21 protein-coding genes are annotated in these 22602 nt (G+C 65.7%); 12 read left to right on the top strand and 9 right to left on the bottom strand.

The annotated features are described in order from the left end of the window. Window positions 1-11 precede the first annotated feature (11 nt). From zipA to HY57_RS11975, 6 genes are all read left to right on the top strand, one after another. Window positions 12-1064 (top strand): cell division protein ZipA, encoded by a 1053-nt coding sequence (gene zipA / locus HY57_RS11950; protein ID WP_019466762.1) that lies wholly within the window; start codon window positions 12-14, stop codon window positions 1062-1064. Window positions 1065-1237: 173 nt separating this feature from the next. Then, window positions 1238-2809 carry a phospholipase D family protein gene (locus HY57_RS11955; RefSeq protein ID WP_019466761.1) on the top strand — a complete coding sequence of 524 codons (1572 nt, stop codon included), beginning with the start codon at window positions 1238-1240 and terminating at the stop codon, window positions 2807-2809. A gap of 70 nt (window positions 2810-2879) precedes the next feature. Then, window positions 2880-3452 carry a TetR/AcrR family transcriptional regulator gene (locus HY57_RS11960; protein WP_019466760.1) on the top strand — a complete coding sequence of 191 codons (573 nt, stop codon included), beginning with the start codon at window positions 2880-2882 and terminating at the stop codon, window positions 3450-3452. 57 nt (window positions 3453-3509) lie between these two features. Beyond that, entirely contained in the window at window positions 3510-4370 is an 861-nt protein-coding gene (locus tag HY57_RS11965) for an SDR family NAD(P)-dependent oxidoreductase (RefSeq protein ID WP_019466759.1), read from the top strand. Between the two features lie 9 nt (window positions 4371-4379). Next, window positions 4380-5051 (top strand): NAD(P)H-binding protein, encoded by a 672-nt coding sequence (locus HY57_RS11970; protein WP_019466758.1) that lies wholly within the window; start codon window positions 4380-4382, stop codon window positions 5049-5051. Between the two features lie 132 nt (window positions 5052-5183). After that, entirely contained in the window at window positions 5184-6845 is a 1662-nt protein-coding gene (locus HY57_RS11975) for an esterase/lipase family protein (protein ID WP_019466757.1), read from the top strand. 7 nt (window positions 6846-6852) lie between these two features. Here the strand turns inward: HY57_RS11975 and HY57_RS11980 are convergent, their stop codons facing one another. Together HY57_RS11980 and HY57_RS11985 are read right to left on the bottom strand one after the other, a co-directional pair. Further along, window positions 6853-7317, bottom strand: coding sequence for a cupin domain-containing protein (locus tag HY57_RS11980; protein WP_019466756.1), 465 nt, complete (start codon window positions 7315-7317; stop codon window positions 6853-6855). Between the two features lie 16 nt (window positions 7318-7333). Further along, on the bottom strand, window positions 7334-7771 hold the full coding sequence (locus HY57_RS11985; protein WP_019466755.1) for a carboxymuconolactone decarboxylase family protein: 438 nt from the start codon (window positions 7769-7771) through the stop codon (window positions 7334-7336). A gap of 100 nt (window positions 7772-7871) precedes the next feature. Between HY57_RS11985 and HY57_RS11990 the strand changes: the two genes are divergently transcribed. Continuing rightward, window positions 7872-9308: a PLP-dependent aminotransferase family protein gene (locus tag HY57_RS11990; RefSeq protein ID WP_019466754.1), complete on the top strand. Its 1437-nt coding sequence runs from the start codon at window positions 7872-7874 to the stop codon at window positions 9306-9308. A 249-nt stretch (window positions 9309-9557) separates the two neighbouring features. Beyond that, window positions 9558-9875 (top strand): antitoxin Xre/MbcA/ParS toxin-binding domain-containing protein, encoded by a 318-nt coding sequence (locus HY57_RS11995; protein ID WP_019466753.1) that lies wholly within the window; start codon window positions 9558-9560, stop codon window positions 9873-9875. 82 nt (window positions 9876-9957) lie between these two features. On the opposite strand, the gene HY57_RS12000 is transcribed toward HY57_RS11995, so the two are convergent. From HY57_RS12000 to HY57_RS12015, 4 genes are all read right to left on the bottom strand, one after another. Then, window positions 9958-11529: a PepSY-associated TM helix domain-containing protein gene (locus tag HY57_RS12000; protein ID WP_019466752.1), complete on the bottom strand. Its 1572-nt coding sequence runs from the start codon at window positions 11527-11529 to the stop codon at window positions 9958-9960. A 16-nt stretch (window positions 11530-11545) separates the two neighbouring features. Continuing rightward, window positions 11546-11800 (bottom strand): hypothetical protein, encoded by a 255-nt coding sequence (locus HY57_RS12005; RefSeq protein WP_019466751.1) that lies wholly within the window; start codon window positions 11798-11800, stop codon window positions 11546-11548. Further along, the gene (locus tag HY57_RS12010; protein WP_019466750.1) at window positions 11797-12066 is read right to left on the bottom strand and encodes a hypothetical protein; all 270 of its coding nucleotides are present in this window, start codon (window positions 12064-12066) and stop codon (window positions 11797-11799) included. The genes HY57_RS12005 and HY57_RS12010 overlap by 4 nt, the downstream gene beginning before the upstream one ends. A gap of 125 nt (window positions 12067-12191) precedes the next feature. Continuing rightward, window positions 12192-13523, bottom strand: a complete 1332-nt coding sequence (locus tag HY57_RS12015; protein WP_157786201.1) for an OprO/OprP family phosphate-selective porin — start codon at window positions 13521-13523, stop codon at window positions 12192-12194. A gap of 258 nt (window positions 13524-13781) precedes the next feature. Between HY57_RS12015 and fabV the strand changes: the two genes are divergently transcribed. After that, window positions 13782-14987: an enoyl-ACP reductase FabV gene (fabV, locus tag HY57_RS12020; protein ID WP_019466748.1), complete on the top strand. Its 1206-nt coding sequence runs from the start codon at window positions 13782-13784 to the stop codon at window positions 14985-14987. 89 nt (window positions 14988-15076) lie between these two features. On the opposite strand, the gene HY57_RS12025 is transcribed toward fabV, so the two are convergent. Continuing rightward, complete coding sequence (locus HY57_RS12025; protein ID WP_019466747.1) at window positions 15077-16267, bottom strand: cation:proton antiporter; 1191 nt, start codon at window positions 16265-16267, stop codon at window positions 15077-15079. Window positions 16268-16329: 62 nt separating this feature from the next. Then, window positions 16330-17805 (bottom strand): MFS transporter, encoded by a 1476-nt coding sequence (locus HY57_RS12030; RefSeq protein WP_019466746.1) that lies wholly within the window; start codon window positions 17803-17805, stop codon window positions 16330-16332. A gap of 234 nt (window positions 17806-18039) precedes the next feature. On the opposite strand from HY57_RS12030, the gene rnk reads away from it, so the two are divergent. Continuing rightward, complete coding sequence (gene rnk / locus HY57_RS12035) at window positions 18040-18450, top strand: nucleoside diphosphate kinase regulator (protein WP_019466745.1); 411 nt, start codon at window positions 18040-18042, stop codon at window positions 18448-18450. A 51-nt stretch (window positions 18451-18501) separates the two neighbouring features. Here the strand turns inward: rnk and HY57_RS12040 are convergent, their stop codons facing one another. Then, window positions 18502-19044, bottom strand: a complete 543-nt coding sequence (locus HY57_RS12040; RefSeq protein WP_019466744.1) for a phosphatase PAP2 family protein — start codon at window positions 19042-19044, stop codon at window positions 18502-18504. Between the two features lie 210 nt (window positions 19045-19254). On the opposite strand from HY57_RS12040, the gene ligA reads away from it, so the two are divergent. Together ligA and epmA are read left to right on the top strand one after the other, a co-directional pair. Next, entirely contained in the window at window positions 19255-21645 is a 2391-nt protein-coding gene (gene ligA / locus HY57_RS12045) for an NAD-dependent DNA ligase LigA (RefSeq protein ID WP_019466743.1), read from the top strand. Continuing rightward, the gene (epmA, locus tag HY57_RS12050; protein ID WP_019466742.1) at window positions 21642-22598 is read left to right on the top strand and encodes an EF-P lysine aminoacylase EpmA; all 957 of its coding nucleotides are present in this window, start codon (window positions 21642-21644) and stop codon (window positions 22596-22598) included. The genes ligA and epmA overlap by 4 nt, the downstream gene beginning before the upstream one ends. Window positions 22599-22602: the final 4 nt, after the last annotated feature.

Genomic DNA, 22602 nt, shown 5'->3' on the forward strand with positions numbered 1-22602 from the left:
ATTTCATGGATATGACCGCGCAACCCGTACTCGCTTTCGCCTGGAATGCCGCCGTTGGCATTCCGATGCTCATCCTTGGCCTGATCGTTCTCGCGGCGATGTGGTTGTTCGGCAAGCCGAAGAAGGAGCAGGGCAAGCGGCGCGTGGTGCCGAACCCGACGGGCGAGCGCCGCGAGCCGACCTTCGGCGGGGAAGGCGACGCGCTCGACGAGCCATCCTTCAGCGCACGCGACGATTTCCACATGGATCCGTTGGACGAGCGCCAACCGCATCAGGGTGAGCTGGACGTCGGCCTGCGCGAAGAACTGGAGCGCCTGGGCGCCACGCTGGCCGGCGACAAGGGACACGTCGAACCGGCGCCGGTCGGCAAGCCCAGGCCGCAGGGTATCGCTGCGTCCATCGTCGATGCGCTGCGCGCACCGCCGGAACAATTCGAGCAGAGCCTGGCGCAGGCGACCGGTGCCGAGCACGTTCATTTGCCGCGCGCGGAAGAGCCCGAGCCGGTGGCGGCCCCCGCGCCGGCCCCGGCTCCCGTTGCTGCGCCCGCACCCGCGCCTGCGCCGGAAGCACCGCGCGTGCCGCCGCGCTCCGACGTTGGCCGCCGCCCGGAACGCATGCCGGTCGAGCGCATCGTCACGCTGTTCGTGGTGGCGCGCGAAGGCAACGTATTCCACGGCGCCGACCTGATCGTGGCCGCCGAGAAGACGGGCCTGGAGTTCGGCGACATGGGCATCTACCACCGCCTCGTGGACGGCAAGCGCGAGCTTGGCCCCATCTTCAGCATCGCCAACATGGTCAAGCCCGGCAATTTCGACCTGAGCCGTGTCGACGCGTTGCGCACGCCGGGCCTGAGCTTCTTCATGACGCTGCCGGCCCCCATCCCCGCGCTCGATGCGTGGGACGCCATGCTGCCCACGGCGCAGCGTCTGGCCGAACTGCTGGACGGCCAGGTACTGGACGAAGAGCGCAATGCGCTGGGGCGTCAGCGCGTAGCGCACATCCGCGACGAGCTGCGCGGATGGGATCGCGACCACGAAGGCAAGGAAATTACCTTCGGGCGTTGATCGGCCTTGAGTGACGGTGTGATGGGGCGGGCCGGTTTCCCTCACCGTCATTCCGGCCTGCGCCGGAATGACGGATAGGTAGGATGGCGGCAAGCGTTGTGGCGTCTCCCCGGCCAAGCGCCACTCTTGCGCCCGCTCACCACCTCCCACAGAGTCCATCCCAAGGAGGGACCATGGCCAACATCTTGTGGCGCAGCCTTGCCTGCCTCGCGTTGCTGGCCCTGGCCGGTTGCACCCACTCGGACCTTCGCCCTGATTACCCGCGCGTTCCCAGCACCGTCCTTCCGGTAAAAGCGGACGCGCCGCTGGTGGCTTACGCCTCGCGCATGACCGTGGGGCATGGCAGCGACAGCGGCCTGCGCCTGATCAGCGATTCCAATGACGCCTTGCTGGCGCGCATGGCGCTGGCGGACCGCGCCTTGCGTTCGCTCGACCTGCAGTACTACATGTTCCACAGCGATGCGACCGGCGGCCTGCTGGCGCAGCGGTTGCTGGCCGCGGCAGATCGCGGTGTGCGCGTGCGCCTGTTGCTGGACGATCTGCACGTGGCCGGCAACGACAAGTTGCTGCGTGTCCTCGATGGCCATCCCAACATCGAGATACGCCTGTTCAATCCATTCCTCGAGCGCGACCCGTCGCTATGGGGCATGGGCAAGCAATTCGCCGGGGACTTCTCGCGCCTCAACCGGCGCATGCATAACAAGGCGTTCGTTGCCGACGGCGCCATGGCCATCGTCGGCGGCAGGAATATCGGTGACGAATATTTCGATGCCAACGAGAGCGTCAACTTCCGCGACCTGGACGTGCTGGCGGTCGGTCCCGTGGTGGCACAGGTCGAGCAGGTGTTCGACCGCTATTGGAACAGTGACCTGTCCTATCCCATCGGGGCGTTCCATCGCCATGTGCCTGGGCCGGAAAAACTGGAACAGCTGCGCAAGGACATGGCCGCGCATGCACGACGATTCAGCCAGGGCAGTTACGCACAGAGCCTGGTCGCGCGCGTCGGCGACCTTGCCCATGAGGCGCCCGCCACCGACTGGGCCTGGGGGCCAACCATCTATCTCGCGGATGACCCCGACAAGGGCAACCCCGACGCGGGCGGCAAGGACCTGCACATGGCACCGCAGATCCGCGCCTGGATGGACGGCGCACAGCATCGCCTGACGCTGATCTCGCCGTACTTCGTGCCTGGCAACAAGGGCGTGGCCTATCTGCAGGGCATGCGCGAACGCGGCGTCGCCGTGGGCGTGCTGACCAATTCGCTGGCCTCCACCGATGCCGGCAATGTGTACGTGGCCTATGCGTCGTATCGCGTGCCGCTGCTCAAGGCCGGCGTGCAGCTCTTCGAACTGAAGCCCGATGTCCGGCGCGGCCGGCACGGCAGCCATTTCTTCGGATCGTCGACGGGCAGCAACAGCCTGCACGCAAAGGCCATGGTGGTGGACGAGCAGCACGCCTTCGTCGGTTCGATGAACCTCGACCCGCGTTCCGTGCACCTCAATACCGAGGACGGCGTGATCGTGGATTCGCCCGAGCTCGCCCGGGCATTGCTGGCGATCTTCGCGGACGCGACCCAGCCCATCCACAGCTATCGGGTGCTGCTGGACGACAGCGGCAAGGTCTACTGGCAGGGCAAGGAACCGGGGCAGCCCATGATCCGCTACGGCACGGCACCTGAAACCAATTGGTGGCGCCGTTTCAAGGTGAACGCGGGCGGTCTGCTGCCGATCGAGAGCCTGCTCTGAGGAGGGGGCTTGAAAGCGGGGTCGGGTGAACATATGATTGAGTACACACTCAATTATTGATCCTTGCCCCATGGCCCGTCCCCGCAGCGAAGACAAGCGCAACGCCATCCTGGAGGCCGCAACCAAGGTGTTCGCGGAGCAGGGCACGAGCGCGCCGACCGCACGGATCGCCCGCATGGCGGGCGTGGCCGAGGGCACCCTGTTCACTTATTTCGAGAGCAAGGACGTGCTGCTCAACGAGCTCTACCTCACGCTGAAAAGCGGGTTGCGGGAGCAGATGCTGGAGGGCTACCCGCATCGGGCCAGTGCCCGGGAGCGGGCCCGCCACGCCTGGAACGGGTATGTGGACTGGGGCGTGGCCCATCCGGAAGGACGCAAGGTGATGGCCCAGCTCACGGTGTCCGAGCGCATCACGGAGGACAGCAAGACCGTGGGCTCCGCTCCGTTTGGCGGCGTGCAGGAGATGCTGCGGGAGGCGATGGCCAAGGGGGTGCTGCGCGAGATGGCGCCGGCCTTCGTCGGGGCGTTGTTGTCTGCCATGGCGGAGGCCACGATCAGCTTTATCGAGCGGGAACCGAAGCGGGCCGAGCCGTACCGGGCGGCGGGCTTCGAGGCGTTCTGGAATGCGATCAGCAAGAGCTGATTCTTTTGTATCCATTTAATGAGTGTGTAAGCACTCAATATTCGAAAGAGAAACCTCATGTCGAAAGTCTGGCTTGTCACTGGTAGTTCCCGCGGCCTGGGCCGCGACATCGCCGAGGCTGCGCTGGCGCACGGCGATCAAGTCGTGGCCACGGCCCGCCGGCCGGAGCAGTTGGCCGATCTGGTCCAGCGCTACGGCGATCAGGTGCGTGCCGTCGCGCTGGACGTGGCCGACGCCCACGCCGCGCAGGCGGCGGTGCAGTTCACGGTAGAGGCGTTTGGACGTCTTGACGTCCTGGTCAACAACGCCGGCTACGGCCATGCCATGCCGTTCGAGCAGAGCGACGACGCCGGTTTCCGCGCGCAGATCGAGACGAACTTCCATGGCGTGGTGAACCTGACGCGCGCGGCCTTGCCGGTGATGCGTGCGCAACGGTCGGGGCACATCCTGCAGGTCTCCTCGGTGGGTGGACGCATCGGTACGCCGGGGCTTGCCGCTTACCAGTCGGCCAAGTGGGCCGTGGGTGGCTTCACCGAAGTGGTGGCCGCCGAAGTCGCCCACCTGGGTATCCGCCTCTGCTCGCTGGAGCCGGGCGGCATGCGCACGGGCTGGGGCGCCGAGGCCAACAGCACGCTGGGTGAATTGTTGCCGGACTACGAAGCCTCGGTGGGCGCGTTCCGGGAACTGATCCGCGACCATCAGGGCAAGGAGGCCAGTGATCCGGCGCGCGTGGCGCAGGTGGTTTTGAAGCTTGCCTACCACGAACGGCCGCCGCTGCATTTGTTGCTGGGCAGCGATGCCATGCACTACTTCAGCCTGGTGGAGCAGGAGCGCGTCGCCGCCACGGAGCGCTGGCGCGAGGTGAGCCTGTCCACCGATGCCGGCAAGGACGTCACTCCTTCGTTTCCCGCGTATTGAGGCCAGGCGATGAAGATCATCCTGTTCGGTGCCAGCGGCATGGTCGGCCAGGGCGTGCTGCGCGAATGCCTGGCGGCACCCGACGTGGACGAGGTGCTGGTGGTAGGGCGATCCGCGCTTGGCGTGACCCATGCCAAGTTGCGGGAGGTCGTGCATCCGGATTTCTTCGACTACGCGTCGATCGAGCCGGCGCTCAAGGGCTATGACGCCTGCTTCTTCTGCCTGGGTGTCAGCGCGGGCGGGATGGACGAGCCGCGCTACACCCGGCTGACCCATGACCTGACCCTGGCCGCGGCGGGCACGCTGGCCCGCCTGAATCCGGCAATGGTGTTCGTGTACGTCTCCGGCGCCGGCACGGATGCCAGCGAGCAGGGGCGCAGCATGTGGGCCAGGGTGAAGGGGCGGACAGAGAACGCCTTGCAGCGACTGCCGTTGCGCGCGGTGTATCTGTTCCGGCCGGGCTTCATCGAGCCCGTCCACGGCGAGCGCTCCAAGACAGGCGCATACCGACTGCTTTACACATTGTTGCGGCCACTGTTTCCCGTGCTGCGGCGGCTCTTTCCGCGCCACATCCTCAGCACGGTGGACATCGGGCAGGCCATGCTGTCGGTGGCGAGGCATGGGGCACCACGGCCGATGCTGGAGGTGGCAGACATCCGCGACGCGGCCGGCCGGGCGTAGGGCCGGCGGCGCGTTCAAAAGGGTGGTGCGCAAACGGCGCGAATGTCGTAGCTTGGCGCCGCGTTCCTACGGCCGTGGGCCATGCAGAACGGCCTGCGTTGTCTGCCATCTCTCCGGCGATTGAGTGCCCGCATGTACCGCTCACCTGCTTCCGGCAAGCCACGTTCGCGTCCTTGGTGGGGCTACGCGTGGCTCGCGGGCCTGGCCCTGCTGGCGGCGTGCAGTGGCGCGGTAAAGACCGGTGCCCCGGAGAAAGGTGATTCACTGGTCGTCGCCCAACGCCTGTGGCGCGATGCGGCGGAAATCCAGCGCAAGGACATGGCCGCGCGCAATTGGATGCATTGCGCCATGCTGGCTTACCACGCGTCGGAGGCCGACGACGCGGCGCGCCAGCAGCAGGCGCAGGCCATGGCCGACAACTGCACGCACGAGCTGGTGGGCTACCTGCTGGATCAGGAGCCGGTGCCGTGGCGTCCGCATACCATCCGCGTGGTGGACGAGCCGTTGCGGGTGGTATTCCGCGACCTGCCCGACAGCCTGGACGACGGGCCGGTGGTGCTGGGCCGTGCGGACGAGGTGACCATGCCGCCCGTGATGGGCGAACGCTTCACCACACCGGGCTACGGCGTGCCACTGGTGGGATGGCGGGCGCCGTGTCGTGACCGGCCCATCTGCAAACTCTATCCGCCGGATGGCGTCACGCGGGCACTCACGGCATGGGTGGAGCCTGGGGATGACGGCGTCGCGCAGCTGGTGGTGACGGGCACGCGCAAGCATCCGGAAATGGCCATCGGCCATCGCAGCGTGCCGCTGGCCAGCGACTTTTCGGCGCCGTATGCCGCCTTGTTCGACCGCTCGCACATCAACCGGCTGGCGTTGTGGAACCTGCTCGGTGGAAGCCAGTTCGCGCAGGAAGAGGGGCTCTACCTGCTGCAGGACTACGACCCGGCCAAGACGCCGGTGATCATGGTGCACGGCCTGGGGCGCAGCCCGCTGATCTGGGCACGGCTGACCAACCTCATCGATGGCACGCCGGAGCTGCGTGCCCGTTACCAGGTGTGGCACATCGTCTATCCCACCAACACGCCGGTGCTGCTCAACCGCATGTACGTGCAGCGCATGATGGACCGTGCGTGGCAAGTCCTGGATCCCGACGGCACCGCACCGGCCCATCAGGACATGGTGTTGGTCGGGCACAGCATGGGAGGTGTCATTTCCCGGCTGATGGTGTCCGACAGCAACGATGTGGTGTGGAAGGCGGTATTCGACATTCCGCCGGAGGGCTTGAAGGGCACGCCGGCGGACATCGCCACGCTCGACTCGGTGTTCCGTTTCCATCCTTACCCCGGCGTGTCACGCGTGATCTTCCTGGCGACGCCGCACCTGGGCAGTCCACTGGCAGACAGTTTCGTCGGATGGCTGGCGTTGCGCGTCGTGCATGCCCATGCGCCGGAACTGGAGGCATTGCATCGCGTGGTCGCCGAGAACGGCACCCATGAAAACCCGCTCCTGGCGCAGGACTATGCCAGCCACGGGCTGAGCAGCATCAGCACGCTGCGTGCCGCGCAGCCGGTGAGTCGCGCGGCGCAGTCGCTGATGCCCGCCGCCGGGGTGCGTTACTACACGTTCGCCGGTGACCTGCCTGGCACGACGCCGCCCGGCGATGGCATCGTGCCGCTCAAGAGCGCAGTGATTCCGGGTGCCGTTTCCACCACCATTGTGAAGGACGGCCACCAGCTGTATCTCAACGACGAAGTGCTGGCGAAGATCCTGGATATTCTTCGCCAGCCCTGACGTCCCGTCAGTGCGCCGCGAGTGAGGGCAGGGCGGGCGCGCGTGACGAGGTCTGCTGTAGCGGCAGCTTGATCGGATCCTGCGGCGCCACGATGGCCCATACGAGCAGTGTCGCCGGTTTGGCCCGGCTTGGATTGCGCGTGACCAGATGATGGGCGCGCGGTGGTTCGTACCAGCTCTCGCCCTTCGCATACGTTTTGGGCCGCTGGCCTTCGAGCTGGGATACCACCTCACCGTCGAGCACGTAGGCAACGATGGAGCCCGGATGCAGATGCGGTGCCGCGTCTTGTCCCGGGGCGAGCGTGACGGTGGCCATCATCACGTCCTTGCCCGGCACGTCGGGCAGTGGCTGCTTCATCAGTGGCTGGACATGTTCCTCGCCACCGTCGTGCGCGAACGCCGTGGTGGCGAGACCGAAAGCCGCGATCAGCGAAAACACGGTGGACGCGGCGCGCGAAAACGTGGTCGTCATGATGGCGTCCCTCCACTCATGCCGGCAGTTTGCGGAAAGCAATCGCCAAGCGGTTCCAGCCATTGATGGCGATGACCAGCAGGGTAAGGTCCGCCAGTTCCTGTTCGGAGAAGTGAGGTTGCACGGCTTGCCACACGCTGTCGGGAACGTGGTTGCCGGCGATCAGGGTGAGTGACTCGGTCCACTCCAGCGCAGCGCACTCCCGGTCGGTGAAGAACGGCGTTTCGCGCCACACGCTGAGCGTGGCCAGGCGGCGCTCGTTCTCGCCCGCCTTGCGAGCATCCGCCGAGTGCAGGTCCACGCAATAGGCGCAACCGTTGATCTGGGAAGCCCGCAGGCGGACGAGTTCGACGAGCGATTTCTCCAGGCTGCTTTTGCCGATGCGCTGCTCCAGGCCCACCATGGCCTTGATGGCTTCGGGGCTGGCCTTGTCGTAATCGAGACGCTGGTTCATGGCTTGATCCTCGGTAGGGGTTTCATGGGTCGGGGATCAGGCTAGACTTTCCACTGGCCTTGTTGAATGTCCATTTTCTGGATATTTGAGGTAGCCACTGATGGATATCCAGCTTGTCATCGCCGGGCGCAGGGATCTGGCCGGCCAGCTCTACCAGCAGTTGCGCGCGGCGATTGTCGACGGGCGCCTCGCCGCGGGCGCGCGCCTGCCTTCCACGCGCGATCTCGCGGGCCAGTTGGGCGTATCGCGCAAGACCACGCTTGAGGTATTTGAGCGGCTGATCGCCGAGGGCTTTCTTGCCGGCCGGCAGGGCGATGGCACCTTCGTGGCCGAGGGGCTCCCTGCCATGCCGCCGCGCGCGCGGACCCGGGGAGCGGTGGCGCCCAGGGCGGCGCGGATCTGGCAACGCGTGCCCGAGGCGCTGTCGATGCCGGTGTTCTCGGAACGTCTTCGCTATGACTACCTGGGCGGCGTGACCGACAAGTCGCTTTTCCACATGGATGCGTGGCGCAAGTGTGTGGCCCATGCGCTGCGCGTGCAGGCGCGTGGCCGGGGCTTCTATCGTGACCCGGCCGGCGAGGAGGAATTGCGGCTGGCCATCGCGCGCTACGTGGGTTTCAGTCGCGGTGTCACCTGCCACTGGCGGGACGTAATCGTGACGCAGGGCGCGCAGCAGGCCATCGACATGGCCGCCCGCGTGATGATCGAACCCGGTGACACGGTCGCCGTGGAGGAGCCCGGCTACCCGCCCGCGCGCGGCTGCCTGCTGGCGCAGGGTGCGCGGGTGAAGCCGGTGCGTGTCGACGGGGAAGGTTTGTGTGTCGACGAGCTTCCCGACGATGCGCGGCTGGTCTATGTAACACCTTCGCATCAGTTTCCGCTGGGCATGCCCATGAGCCTGGAGCGGCGGGTGGCGTTGCTGGAGTGGGCGTCACGCCGTGGCGCGTTGATCGTCGAGGACGATTACGACGGCGAGTTCCGCTTCGAAGGCCGGCCGGTCGAATCGCTCAAGAGCCTGGATCGCAGCGGTGTGGTGGCCTATGTCGGCACGTTCTCCAAGACCATCTTCCCCGAGCTTCGCACGGGCTACGTGGTGCCGCCACCGTCGCTGGCGGCGGCTTTCCTCAAGGCCCGGCAACTCAGCGACTGGCACGGATCAAGCCTCATCCAGATGGCACTGGGGCGTTACATGCTGGATGGCGAGTTCGGTCGCCATGTCCGGCGCATGCAGAAGCATTACGCGCAGCGCAGGGAGGCCTTGCTGCAACATCTGGGCGGTCCGCTGTCACGTTGGATGGAGCCCATCGCGCCGGTGGCGGGCATCCACATGGCGGCCGTGCTGCGCAAGGGCGTGGACGAGGATGTGTTGATCGCGAAAGCCCGCGCGGCATCGATCGCGCTCTACGGCATCAGCGGCTTCCATGCAGGGCGTCGCCAGCGGCAAGGCCTGTTGTTCGGCTATGGCGACACGCCGGTGGACGACATCCATGCATCCATGGAACGGCTGGCGGCGTTGCTTGCGTCGCGCACGTGTTGAAGGCGGGATGGGACCGGCGGGTGACCCTCCAAAAGTATTAGACGATGCGCCCCTGGAATTCACGCCAATTCAGCATTTGCTTGCGCATGATCGGGCCGCGTCATGATCGCTTGAAGGGTCAGCGGTCATGGCGCATCGAGCAAGGCGTGGCTTAGGGAAGAGCGACAGGAACCCGGGCGCAGCTTTCCCTCGAAGGCGGCGCGACCTGGGCGGCATGGACGGACGGCGTGGGGGAAAGGGAGTGAGCGCATGCGCAAGGTTACGATCAGGTTTCAGGACGTCGCCACCGAATTAGCCCAGATCAACGCGTTGCGTGACGACGTGATGGAGCGCGCCTTCATCATGCTGGAGCAACGCCATGGCACGCTTGCCGCGATGCTGGTGCAGAGCCTGGGGGATCGACAGCGCGCCGTGCGCTGGATGTGTCGCCACCAGAATGCCTTCAGCGGACGCACCGCCTACGAACTGCTCGCCGATGGCGAGGAGGACACCGTCTGGGACGAGATCGCGTTGCTGGGGGAAGCGCCAGTGGCGGCAAAATCCCATGCGGTTCGCATGGCCTATTGAGCCGTGGCCCCGTCCCCGCGGACGGGCGACCATCGCCCATGTGACAGCGCGCCGGGCTGGCCGCTGCGATTGATAGCGCTGGTCACGGCGCGGACGGCGTGGGTGCGCGCGATGACCACACGCTGTTCGCGTCGCCATCGCGTGCACGCCGTGCCGCGGCACGGGCAAACAGCGCGAACACGATACCCAGCGCGATGCCGGTGAGGTCGACGCCGATCACACGCCAGGCGAGCGGCGACCACGATGACGCCATGGCACCCATGTTGGTGGCCAGGTCGATCAGTGCCATGGCCACGGTCGCCACAGCGGTTATCCCCAGCAATTCAATCGTGGCTTTCGCGACCGGGCGCAGGCAGGCATAGGCACAGGCGCCGAGGAACAGGCCATAGCAGGCCACCCGTTGTGGCAGGCCCGCATCGACATCCATGCGCACGGCGATCCATGTCGCCACGAACGCGCCGGTGATCGCCAGGCAGGTGCCGATGCAGACGCCGATGGTGGCGCGCGCCATGATGCGGGTTTTGCGCGGCTGGTCGACATGGCGTCGCTTGCGGCGCGACTCGATCCACAACAGGTTGCCCGAGTAGAACAGGAAGGCACCGGCCAGGCCGAGCATGAAGTACAACCACTGCACCGTGCGCCCGCCGAAACTGCCGAAGTGCAGGCCAAACAACGAGGCATAACTGATGCCATTGAGGCTGTAGCGGTCACCCACATAGGTGGCCAGCACGGTACCGTCATGCGCCGACATCGCCACCGTGCCGTAGGAGCCCAGCGTGTGCTGCGACAGTCCACGCACCTCGGCTACCGCGTTGCGATCACCGTAGTGCACGAAGTGCATGTAGTCAGGTTCGAAGGTGCGCACGCCGTTCTTCAGGGCTTCGGCACGGGCGAGTTCCATCAGCGCATCGGTCGTCAGCATGGTGGCGGGGGTGCCGCTGAGGGTGATGGCCGGCGTGGTTTCCGTCGCCCGGGCAAAAGCCTCGAACAGCTTGCCGTCGAAGGCCACCGTGTTGAGTGCGGCCAGGGTGATGGTGAACAGGCAGAACAGCGCGCCGGTGACCGCGAAGATGACGTGGAACGGCAGGCTGATCACACCAATGGCATTGTGCGCGTCCTGCCAGAGCCGCTTGAGGTTGCGCCCCACGCGCATGGCGAAAAAGTCCTTCGCCAGTTGCGGAAGATGGATGAGGATGCCCGACACCAGCGCCAGGCCGTACAGCACGCTGACGATGCCCATCAGGTATAGGCCGATCACCGGCAAGCCCAGCGAGTCGTGCAGCGCGTAGATGAAATCGGCAAGCTCGTTCTCGGAGGCATCCGTGCGTGGCGCCTCCATCTGGCTGGCGGTGGCGAAGCGCGCACCGTCCTTGTCCTGCCAATAGGCGTAGGCCGCGTGCGAACTGTCGCGCGGCAACACGACGCCGAAGTCATCCCGCGCACCGGGGTGCCGGGCAAGCAGGCGCTCGATCAGCGCATCCATCGATACGCCGGAATCCGTGGCGACACGCCACGGCGGGTTCTGCCAGGCGGCGATGTCGTCGTGGAACACGGTCAGCGCGCCGGCATAGAAAGCGACGAAGAGCGCGAAACCGGCGAGCAGGCCGGTCCAGGTGTGCACCGTCTGGAAGGTGCGGATGGTGGCGGCTTTCATCGACGACGTCCCTGTATCAAGCCGGCAGGCGCAGCAGCCACAACGTCGAGAAGACGACGATGTTCGCACCACCCATCACCAGCCACGCACGGGCGCCGCTGCGGAACAGATAGGCGCCAGCCATGAATGCCGTCCACAACGGGAAGAACAGGATCAGTCCCGGAATGAGGAAGGCGTCGCCGTGGCGCGGCAGCACGTGCAGCAACAAGGCGAGCAACAGGGCCGCGAGCGGAAAACCGAGCACCGTGCCGGCGAGGCAGCGCGCGATCATTCCCCGGCTTCCGCGGCGGCGGTGCGCCACCATGCCGCGTAAGGCAGGACCACCCAGGTGAACATCAGCAGAGTCAGCGCTGCCGCCATGCCGGGGCCCATGCCCGCGTCGTACCACCAGCAGCCCGTTCCCGCGATCACCAGCAACCATCCCGCATGCCGGGCCGCCGCCGGCAGGGCGCATGCGCGCAGCCGTTGCTGCGCGCTGGCCAGATAGATCAGCACGGCGCCCGACAGGGTCCACAGCAGGGCAAGCAGGGTGATCACGTCAGGGTCTTGAGCCAGACTGGAGTTTCATAATATTGAGAATTATTCGCATTTGACGACAGGGCGTCAACCGCGTGCCGGCGTACCTTGATCGGCATCGCGCCGGAACACAAAGGGGAAGGCGCTCAGAACTGGTACTGAAGACGTCCAACGATGGCCGAAGGGTGCTTGCCGCTGCTCGGGTCGCCGGGTTTGTTCAGGTCGATCGCACGTACAAGGTTGGCGGACAGGCGGACGGACTTATCGAGATACCAGTTCACCCCGACGGAGAGGTTGGTTTCCTTGCCGCCGACGACATCGCGGTTATTGAGGTCGGTCATGCTCAGGCGCACGCCCACTTCCAGCGCGCCGCCACCATGACCGTTCCATGAGACATGGGGCACGACCGCGCCGAAGGTGGCGTTGCTCTCGCGATACTCACGGCTTTCGCCGGTGATCATCCAGCTGGCATAGCCATACCAGCCGCGGAAGCGCAGGGGCGGAAGGCCGTCGTCCCGTTGCAGGTGGGCTTCCATGTATTCCGCCTGCCAGGAAAAAGGGCCGTTCACGTGGGCGGCTTCCAGCCCGTAGCGCTGCACCTTGTTCGAGCCGGTGATGCTCCCGGTGTCGAGGAAATCGTCGCCGGACGAAAGGGCCACTTCCGGCGAGGACTTGAAGTGCTGGTCGTTGTTCGGCCCGGCACGGCGCGAGGAGTAGTCGAGCGCCAGGTGATACAGGCCGCTGTCGGTTTTCAGCAGATAGGCAAGGCGGCCGGTGAGGGCGACGCCGCGCTGGGTGCGCCCTTCGTCCTTGGTGCCGGCGGTGAAGAAGCCATAGCTCCATATCCAGGGGCCGCGGAAGTCGCTGGAGGTGATGCCGACGCTGCGGCTGGGTGCCAGTGCGTTGGTGGTGGCGCGCTCCAGGAAGGTGGTGGTGCGGAAGCTGCCGTATTGCTCGAGTCCGAACGGCTCCTGCTGGTTGCCGATGGTTACGACGCCGAAGGTCGAGGTCTGCTTCCTGACGTAGACGTCCTTGAATTCCAGGTTGCGGTCGACGATCTGCGCATCAGCGTAGAACAGCCAGCCGAAGCCCAGGTCGTGCAGCAGGCTGAGGTCCGCACGGCGGATCGAGAACTGCGTTTCGCCCAGGCCGTGGTTGGTGTAGTTGGCCGCATCGATCATCACGTAACCGTGGATCTGGTTGTGGACCAACGGCGTGTCGATACCACCTTCGAAGGGACGAAGCAGGGAGAGTCGGCGCAGGGCGTCGAGCGCCGCGTTGTCGCTGCGAGCTGGCGTGGTGCCGCTGGCGCTGGGTTCCGTCGACGCGCTCGATGCGCCGGGCATGGCCGTCGAGGACGATGGGGTGGAGGGTTTGGCGGGCTGATGGACGCAGCCGGCGGCCACCGCACAGGCGAGAGCGGCAACAGACCTGGCCAGGGCACGACGGGTCAGTGTCTTGTGCCTGCTATCAGCCATGGTGCCCGACGTCCTCTTGCCACATGCTGCCGTTGATCCCACGGACCGGCGCTCCATGCCCGGTGTTTCGGGGGTCATAGTGCAGGGATCGTAAGGCTTTGGTCTGTAGGAACGAACCGCAAAACTACTGCTTTGCCGGCGCTTTTTGCCGTCCGCCCAAGGCTTGGCCCACCTGGGCTTCAGGCGTCCCTACGGAAGCGCATGGCAAGGCCCGCGGGTTACTATGGTGGTTTGCAATGCCCTTCCAGGAGTCCTCGAGTGATCATCAACCCCAAGGTGCGTGGTTTTATCTGCGTGACGGCCCATCCGGTCGGGTGCGAGCGCAACGTGCTCGAACAGATCAACATCACCAAGGCGCAGGGCGACCTGGGCGAAGGCCCCAAGCGCGTGCTGGTGATCGGCGCCTCCACCGGCTACGGCCTGGCCTCGCGCATCACTGCGGCCTTTGGTTACGGTGCGGCCACCCTGGGCGTGTTCTTCGAGAAACCCAGCAGCGAGACCAAGACGGGCACGGCCGGTTGGTACAACTCCGCCGCATTCGACAAGCTCGCCAAAGAAGCGGGCCTGTATAGCCGTTCGATCAATGGCGACGCGTTCTCGAACGAAACCCGCGAACGCGCCATCGAGATGATCAAGAACGAGATGGGCGGCAAGATCGACCTGGTCGTCTATTCGCTGGCCTCGCCGGTACGCAAGCTGCCGGACACCGGTGAAGTGGTGCGCTCCTCGCTCAAGACCATCGGCGAGACTTTCACGGCCAACTCGATCGACACCAACCGCGATACCGTGGTGCAGGCGTCGGTGGAGCCGGCGACCGAGCAGGAGATCAAGGACACCGTCACCGTGATGGGCGGCGAGGACTGGAAGCTCTGGATTGACGCGCTGAGCAATGCCGGCGTGCTGGCCGATCATGCCAAGACCATCGCCTATAGCTACATCGGTACGGAAATCACCTGGCCGATGTACTGGCACGGCACGCTGGGCCAGGCCAAGCAGCACCTGGACAACACCGCCAGGCAACTGGTGGCCGAGCACAAGGCCGAGCATCTCGATGCCTACGTGGGCGTGATGAAGTCGGTGGTGACGCAGGCGAGCGCGGCGATTCCGGTGCTGCCGCTCTATATCGCCATTTCCTTCCGCGTCATGAAGGAAAAGGGCATCCACGAAGGCACCATCGAGCAGATCAACCGCCTGTTCCGCGATCGCCTGTACCGCAAGGATCATCAGCCGACGGCAACCGACAGCGATGGCCGCGTGCGCCTGGACGACTGGGAGCTGCGCGAGGACGTGCAGCAGGAATGCAAGGCGCTGTGGCCGACCATCACCACTGAGAACCTGAACCAGCTCACTGACTACGTCGGATACAAGAACGACTTCCTGCACCTGTTCGGCTTTGGCCGCAACGACGTGAACTACGAGGAAGACGTGAACCCGGATCGTCGCTTCGACGTCGTCGAGCTCTGACCGGTCATGACCGGATGCCGTCCTCGCGGCGGCATCCGGCTCGACTCAGCGCCGGGCGCGCATGGGCCAGGGCAGCATCAAACGCGTGATCAGCGCGTGTCGTCGCCCACTGCCGGCGACTTTCGCAGCATCCATGCCAGCACCGGCGGCGTCACCATCGCGGTCAACAACGACATGGCGACGATGATGGCGTAGATGCGCCCGGTGAAAACGCCGGCGGACAGCCCCAGGCTCGCGATGACCACGCCGACCTCGCCACGCGGCACCATGCCGAAGCCCACCACCGTCGCGCCGCGCGTGCCGAGCGAGAGCGCTCCGAGGAAGCCGCCGATCAGCTTCGAGGCGATGGCGATCAGGGTAACTACCAGCAACATGACGGCGGCGTCGCCGTTGGCCAGCTGTTGCAGGTCGATCTTGCTGCCGGTGATGACGAAGAAGAACGGCGTGAGCAGGGCAAGCAACGGCTGCGTCTGTTTCTCCAGCGTGTGCTGCTGGCGCGTCTCCGAGGCGATCATGCCGGCGAGGAACGCGCCGATGATCGCGGCCAGCCCGAACAGCGTGGACACATAGGCAAGGCCCAGGCACAGCGCCAGCACGATGGCGAGCGCCGAATGCGGGCTCTGTGGCTTGTCCAGCCAGCTGGAGTTCCAGCGCATCACGCGCGCACCGCCCACGCCGATGATGGCAATAAAGCCGATGGCGCCCGCGAGCACGGCGACGAGGTGGACCACGTCGATACCTTCGCCGCCCTGCAGCGATACCACGACACCGAGCAGCAGCATGGCCAGGATGTCGTCAATGACGGCGGCGCCCAGGATCACCTTGCTTTCGATACGCTGGAGTGCGCCCAGTTCCTGCAGCACGCGCGCGGTGATGCCGGCCGAGGTCGCCACGAAGGCGGCGGCGATGAACAGTGAGCGGCTCCAGTCGAATCCGCTGGCGTGGGCCCACACGCCACCCATGCCGAACGGCACCAGCACGCCCAGTACACCGACCAGGAAGGCCACCTTGCCGACCTTCTTCAGGTCTTCAAGGCGGGTCTCCAGGCCTACTGAAAACAGCAGCAGGACCACGCCGATTTCCGACAGCACGTCCAGCGGTGTTCCCGCCGCGACCTGATCAGGCGTGATCCAGCCAAGCACGGACGGGCCGATGACGCAGCCGGCGGCAATTTCGCCCACCACGCCGGGCAGCTTCAGGCGCTGCGCCACCTCGCTGCCGATCTGGGCCGCGAGGAAGACGATGAAGAGCGTGAACAGGATGTCGCTGGCGTGGTGCATGGACAGTAGCGGCCCCGTGATTGGATCCGGAGCATGCTACATGTTCAATGCGGGGCGTGGCGCTAACCGGGTGCCGTTTCCGATCGAGGGGCGCTCTCGTTCTGCAGGCGGCTGAAGACCCAGCTTGCCGTGGCCGTCACGATGGCCAGCAGCAGCACGGTCCAGCGGAAGGCCGGGATGTAGTCGGCATGGGCATGCCCTTGCAGCAACGCCTCCATCAGCAGCGAGGCCAGCGCGATGCCGAAACTCATGGAAAGGTACTGAGCCGTCGATGCCATGGACGAGGCTTGTGAAGCGAACTTCACGTCCAGGTCGTTGTAGATCAGCGTATTCATGGCCGTGTACTGCATGCCCATGAAGCCGCCGTAGACAAACACCATCGAGGCAATCAGCCACATCGGCGAACCCTTGCCGAGCAGCGCGAACGACGCCAACAGCACCGCCACCATCAAGGTGTTGGTGAACAACAGGCGGCGATAGCCAAAGCGTTGCAACAGCCGGTTGATGCCCCACTTGGCGGCAATGGAGCCCAACGCCTGTGGCACCATCATCAGGCCGGCCATCAGCGGCGACCAGCCGCAACCGACCTGCAGGAACAGCACCAGCAGCAGGAACATGCCGGACACGCCCAGGCGCGTGAACAGGTTGCCGGCTAGCGACACCCACACGCTGCGCACGCGCAGCAGGCTCAGGTCCGCCACCGGGTGATCCGTGCGGCGGCTGTGCCACACGTAGGTTGCGCCGAACACGATGGCGAGCACGCCGTAGATGGCGATCCGCGCCCACTGGCCGCCACCGCCGCTGGCCACTTCGGACGCCGTCAGCAACATGGCCGATGACGCGGCGAACAACAGGAAGCCCAACAGGTCGAACGGGTGCACGTCGTCGAGCCGGTAGTCAGGCATGTCGCGGCGATTCATCCACATGCCCACCAGGCCCACGGGCACGTTGATCAGGAAGATCAGTCGCCACGAGGTGTATTCCGCGAGCGCGCCACCCAGCAACGGGCCCAAAACCGAACCGAGCAGACCCACCGTGGCGACGGTGCTCATCGCCCGCACGAATTCCCGCTTGTCGATGCTGCGCACAAGCACGTAGCGCCCGACCGGCATCAGCGCCGCGCCACCAAGGCCCTGCAGGACGCGTGCGGCCACCAGCTGCGGCAAGGTCTGCGCGATGCCGCACAACAGCGAGCCGATGGTGAAGGTGGCAATGGCAGCGGCGAAGATGCGCCGCGTGCCGAAGCGGTCGCACAACCAAGGGCTGGCCGGAATGAAGATGGCCAGCGTCAGCACATAGCTGGTGAGCGCGGTACGCATGCCCAGCGGCGTGACGTTGAGCGCCTCGGCCATGGCGGGCACGGCGGTGTTGACGATGGTCGAGTCCAGCGCCTGCATGAAAAAGGCGGCGGCGACCAGCCAGATCAGTCCGCGATAACGCTCGCGTGAAGATTCCGTCGGTGACCCTGGATCCCGCGCCTCCTCGCCGGCTGGTGGAACGGGGAGGCTGGTCTGCGTGGCTGCGAGATTCTCGGGCATGTCTCATTATGATAACTGTTATGGCAGCTTGCTTTTGCGTATCGAAGCGTCCAAAGTCGCTTGGGCTTCATCTTTGATGGTCGATCGTGCGGACAGCGTCAATCGCGCCGCGACACCCCGGGATGAACGACAAACAGCGAAGGAATGAGCGCGCTGGGGCGGCACCGTCCCGGCGCGTCGTCTTTTGCGACAGCATGCGGTCGATGCGCCGCCCGCCGAACGACAGGAGTCGCCATGAGCAGCAAGCCACCCATCGTCATTTCCTCGCTCGACCTGGAGCGCATCGAAGCGCTGCTGGAGCGCATGCCGCCGGCGCAGGCGGCGCAGTACGAGGCGTTGCGTGGCGAACTGGACCGGGCGGATGTGATGGAGCCGGTGCAGATCCCGGCGGATGTGGTCACCATGAACTCCGTCGTCACCTTCAAGGACGACGATTCGGGGGACGAACTCACCATCACCCTCGTGTATCCATCCGGTGCGGGCGTGCCAGGCACGGTGTCGATCTTTGCGCCGGTGGGCAGCGCGCTGCTGGGCCTGAAGGTGGGGCAGCCTATCGAATGGCCCACGCCCGACGGCCGTCGCCGCCAGCTGCGCGTGCTGGAGATCGAATACCAGCCCGAAGCCTCGGGCGACCTGCATCGTTGACGTCATCGTCACGTCACGCCAGCGTGTCGCTGGCGTGAATCCCGCGGCGTGTCAGTGGAAGTGGTGCACGTAGCCCACCTGGAAGCCGCCAGGCAGCAGGGAAACGATCCACGGTGAATCCCGGTGCGACGCCCACAGCCCCACGCCGACGCCGATGGCCGCGCCGAACACCACATCGCTCTGCCAGTGTCCGTGCGTCTTGACGCGCGCCACGGCGTCATAGGCGGGCAGCAGTGCCAGCAGGTACACGGTGGGATGGTCGCTGCCGTACCTGGCGATGATCGGCGTGACGGCGGCCGACACGGCCGCGACCTCGCCGCTGGGGAAGCTTTGGTTATGAATGCCCTGGAACCACTTGTTGGGATCGCTGGTTTGCGAGGGGCGCTCGCGCTGGAACGTCCATTTGAGCACCTGCGTGCCGGCCGCGGTGACGGCCATCGAATCCACGGAACGCCAGAGGGTGTCGCCGAACTCGTCGTTGTCGCCGAGCCAGATGGCGCCGCCGGCGACCGACAGTACGGTGCCGTAGAGCAGGATTTCCTGGTTGCTGCGTTTCCAGATGCCGCTGTTGTCGTAGGGCACGACGTGGTCCATGCCTAGAATGCCGCTGCCCGCCCAGGCAGGGCTGAGGGCAAAGACAAGCGCCAGAGCCGCCAGCTGTCGAGTATGCATAAGCTCACCCTCCAGAGTGCGAAACGGCTTGAGTTGTCTCGAAAAACGTTACGCCGGGCCGCTTTCCTCCGCCTTACACGGGGCGAAAAGCGGCGTTGAGACGTTAAACTCGGCGGACACGAGGAAACCCGCATGAGTCATAGCCCGGCCAACGATTGGCAAGCCCAAGCCCGCGCCTTGCGCGAGAAGATCGAGCGCGCCAATTACCGCTACCACGTACTGGACGATCCCGAGATCACGGATGCCGAGTACGACCGCGCGATGCGCGAGCTGGAAGCGCTTGAGCTGGCTCATCCAGAACTGGCCACGCCCGACTCGCCTACGCGGCGCGTCGGCGCGCGCGCGCAGGGTGGCTTTGCCGAAGTACGGCATGCCATTCCCATGCTTTCGCTCAACAATGCGTTTGAGCTGGATGGCGACGGCGATCGGGAGCGCTTCCGCGAGGTCGCCGAATTCGAGCGCCGCATTGAGCAGACGCTGGATCGCCGCCAGCCGGTGTTCTCGGTGGAACCGAAGCTTGATGGCCTGGCGATCAGCCTTCGCTACGAGAACGGCGTGTTCGTGCAGGGCGCGACGCGTGGCGATGGCGAAACGGGCGAGGACGTCACCGCCAACCTGCGCACCGTGCGCGCGATCCCGCTGCGTCTGCGTGGCGAAGGTTGGCCGCGCGTGCTGGAAGTGCGCGGCGAAGTGATCATGCTGCACAAGGATTTCGAGGCGTTCAACGAGCATGCCCGTGCGCACGGCGAGAAGCCGCTGGCCAATCCCCGCAATGGCGCGGCCGGCTCGCTGCGTCAGCTCGATCCTGCCATCACCGCCCGGCGCAAGCTGAGTTTCTTTGCCTACGCGGTGGGCGATGTGCAGGGCGGCGAGCTGCCTGCCTCGCATTCAAAGATGCTGGCGAAGCTGCGCGACTGGGGCTTCCCCGTATCGCCGGAAGTGGATACCGCGAAGGGGTTCGAAGGACTCATCGCCTACTACCGGCGCATCGGCGCCAAGCGCGACCAGCTTCCTTACGACATCGACGGCGTGGTCTACAAGCTGGACGACTACGAAGGCCAGCGCGTCATGGGCTTCGTGTCGCGCGCGCCGCGCTGGGCCATTGCGCACAAGTTCCCGGCGCAGGAGCAGACCACCACGGTCGAGGCTATCGAGATCCAGATCGGACGCACCGGTGCGGCGACGCCGGTGGCCCGGCTGAAGCCGGTGCAGGTGGCGGGCGTCACCGTCACCAACGCCACCTTGCACAATGCCGACCAGGTGGCGCGCCTGGATGTGCGTGTGGGTGACAGTGTGATGGTGCGCCGCGCGGGCGACGTGATCCCGGAGGTGGTGCGCGTAATGCCGGAGCTGCGCCCCGCGCACACGCATCCCTGGCATATGCCGACGCATTGCCCGGTATGCGGCTCGGCACTGCTGCGTGAGGAAGGCGAGGCCGCCTGGCGCTGCTCGGGCGGCCTGATCTGTCCCGCGCAGCGCAAGGAAGCCCTGATCCATTTCGCTGCGCGACGCGCCATGGACATCGAAGGCATCGGCGAGCGCTTCGTGGATGCGCTCGTCGATTTCAGCTACGTGCACACGCCTGCGGATCTGTACAAGCTCACGCTTGATGATTTCCTGGAGATGAAGCGCCGCGCCGACGAGCGCGATGGCACCACGCCGGAAACCGTCAGGCAGGGCAAGGTGGCCACCAAATGGGCCGAAAACCTGATCGAGGCCATCGAGGCGAGCAAACGCACCACCTTGCCGCGCTTCCTGTTTGGCCTTGGCATCATGCACATCGGCGAAAGCACGGCGAAGACCCTTGCCGCCTGGCTGGGCAGCCTGGCTGTGATTCGCCGCATGCCGGCCGCGGTGCTGCGCGTGCTGCCGGATATCGGTGACGAGGTGGCGCGCTCCATCGCCGGCTTCTTCGCGCAGGAGGGCAACCAGAAGGTGGTCGACGCGCTGCTGGCCTCCGGCATCGTATTTGCGGACGAGACCCATCCTTCGCCCAAGCTGCGCCAGCGCCTTGATCTGGCCGTGTTGCTGGATATGGCGGGCGTCAGCAAGCTAGGTCCGAAGAGCACGAAGTTGCTTGCCGAACATTTCCGCTCGCTGGACAAGCTCATCGATGCCGGCCCTTCGCATTGGGTGACGGCCGGGCTGCCATCGGCGGCTTCAACCAACCTGGAGGCATTTCTCCACGACAAGGCGAACCTCCGTCAGCTGCGTGAGGCGGACACCGCCATGTGGGAGCTGCTCGACGCCATCCCTAAGGCGACCCAGACGGTGGCGGCGCCGCTTGAAGGGCAGACCGTGGTGCTCACCGGCACGCTGACCTCGCTCAGCCGCGACGAAGCCAAGGAGCGGCTGGAGGCTCTGGGTGCCAAGGTGGCTGGGTCGGTTTCCAAGAAGACCAGCTTCGTGGTGGCCGGCGAAGCCGCTGGCTCCAAGCTCGACAAGGCGCAGGAGCTGGGCGTGGACGTGTGGGACGAAGCACGCCTGCTCGAACTGCTCGCCACGCATGAGGGCGGCGCATGAACCTGCACATGGCCGGGCGCCTGCACCTGCGTGCGCGCTTGTACGCGCTGATCCGCGCGTTCTTCGCCGAGCGCAACGTGCTCGAGGTGGAAACGCCGATCCTGTCGGCGGCCGGCAACACCGATCCGAACATCGAGAGTTTCAGCGCCAGCTTCAGCGGGCATGTGGATGCCGGTGCGCGACAACGCTGGTTGCGCACCTCGCCGGAATACCCGTTGAAGCGCCTGCTGGCTGCCGGTGTCGGCGACTGCTACGAGCTTGGCCGCGTGTTTCGCAATGGTGAGGCCGGTGGTCGTCACAACCCCGAGTTCACCATGCTGGAGTGGTACCGCGTCGGCTGGGATCACCGTCAGCTGATGGAGGAAACCATCGCCCTGGTGGAAGCCGCGCTGGCGATGAAGGGGGCGAGGGCAGAGGTGTGGATTGAAGGTTATCGCCAGCTCTTCATCGACGAACTGGGCATCGACCCCGCCCATGCGCCGATCGAGCAGCTGCAGGTTCCGCTTGAGGAATTCAACATCAACCCCAACGGCCTCACGCGTGACGACTGGCTCGACCTGCTGATCACGCATCGCCTGCAGCCTTCGTTTCCCGCCAACCGTATCACCGTGATCCACGATTACCCTGCATCACAGTGCGCGCTGGCCAAGGTGCGGCCGGGCGATCCACCGCTGGCGGAGCGCTTTGAGCTGTACCTGGGTCGCTACGAGCTGGCGAACGGCTACCACGAGCTCAACGACGCGACCGAGCAGCGCCGACGCTTCGAGCGCGACAATGAGGTGCGGCGCTCGCGCGGGCAGCCGGCCATCCCGATGGACGAGCGCCTGCTGGAAACGCTGGATGCCATGCCCGATTGTGCCGGCGTGGCGCTGGGCATCGAACGGCTGCTGATGTGCCTGGTCGGCACGGATGCCATTGCCGACGTCCTCACGTTCCCCTTTGCGGAGGCCTGAGCGG

This window comes from Dyella japonica A8 (genome assembly GCF_000725385.1).
GTDB classification, from domain to species: Bacteria; Pseudomonadota; Gammaproteobacteria; order Xanthomonadales; family Rhodanobacteraceae; genus Dyella; species Dyella japonica_C.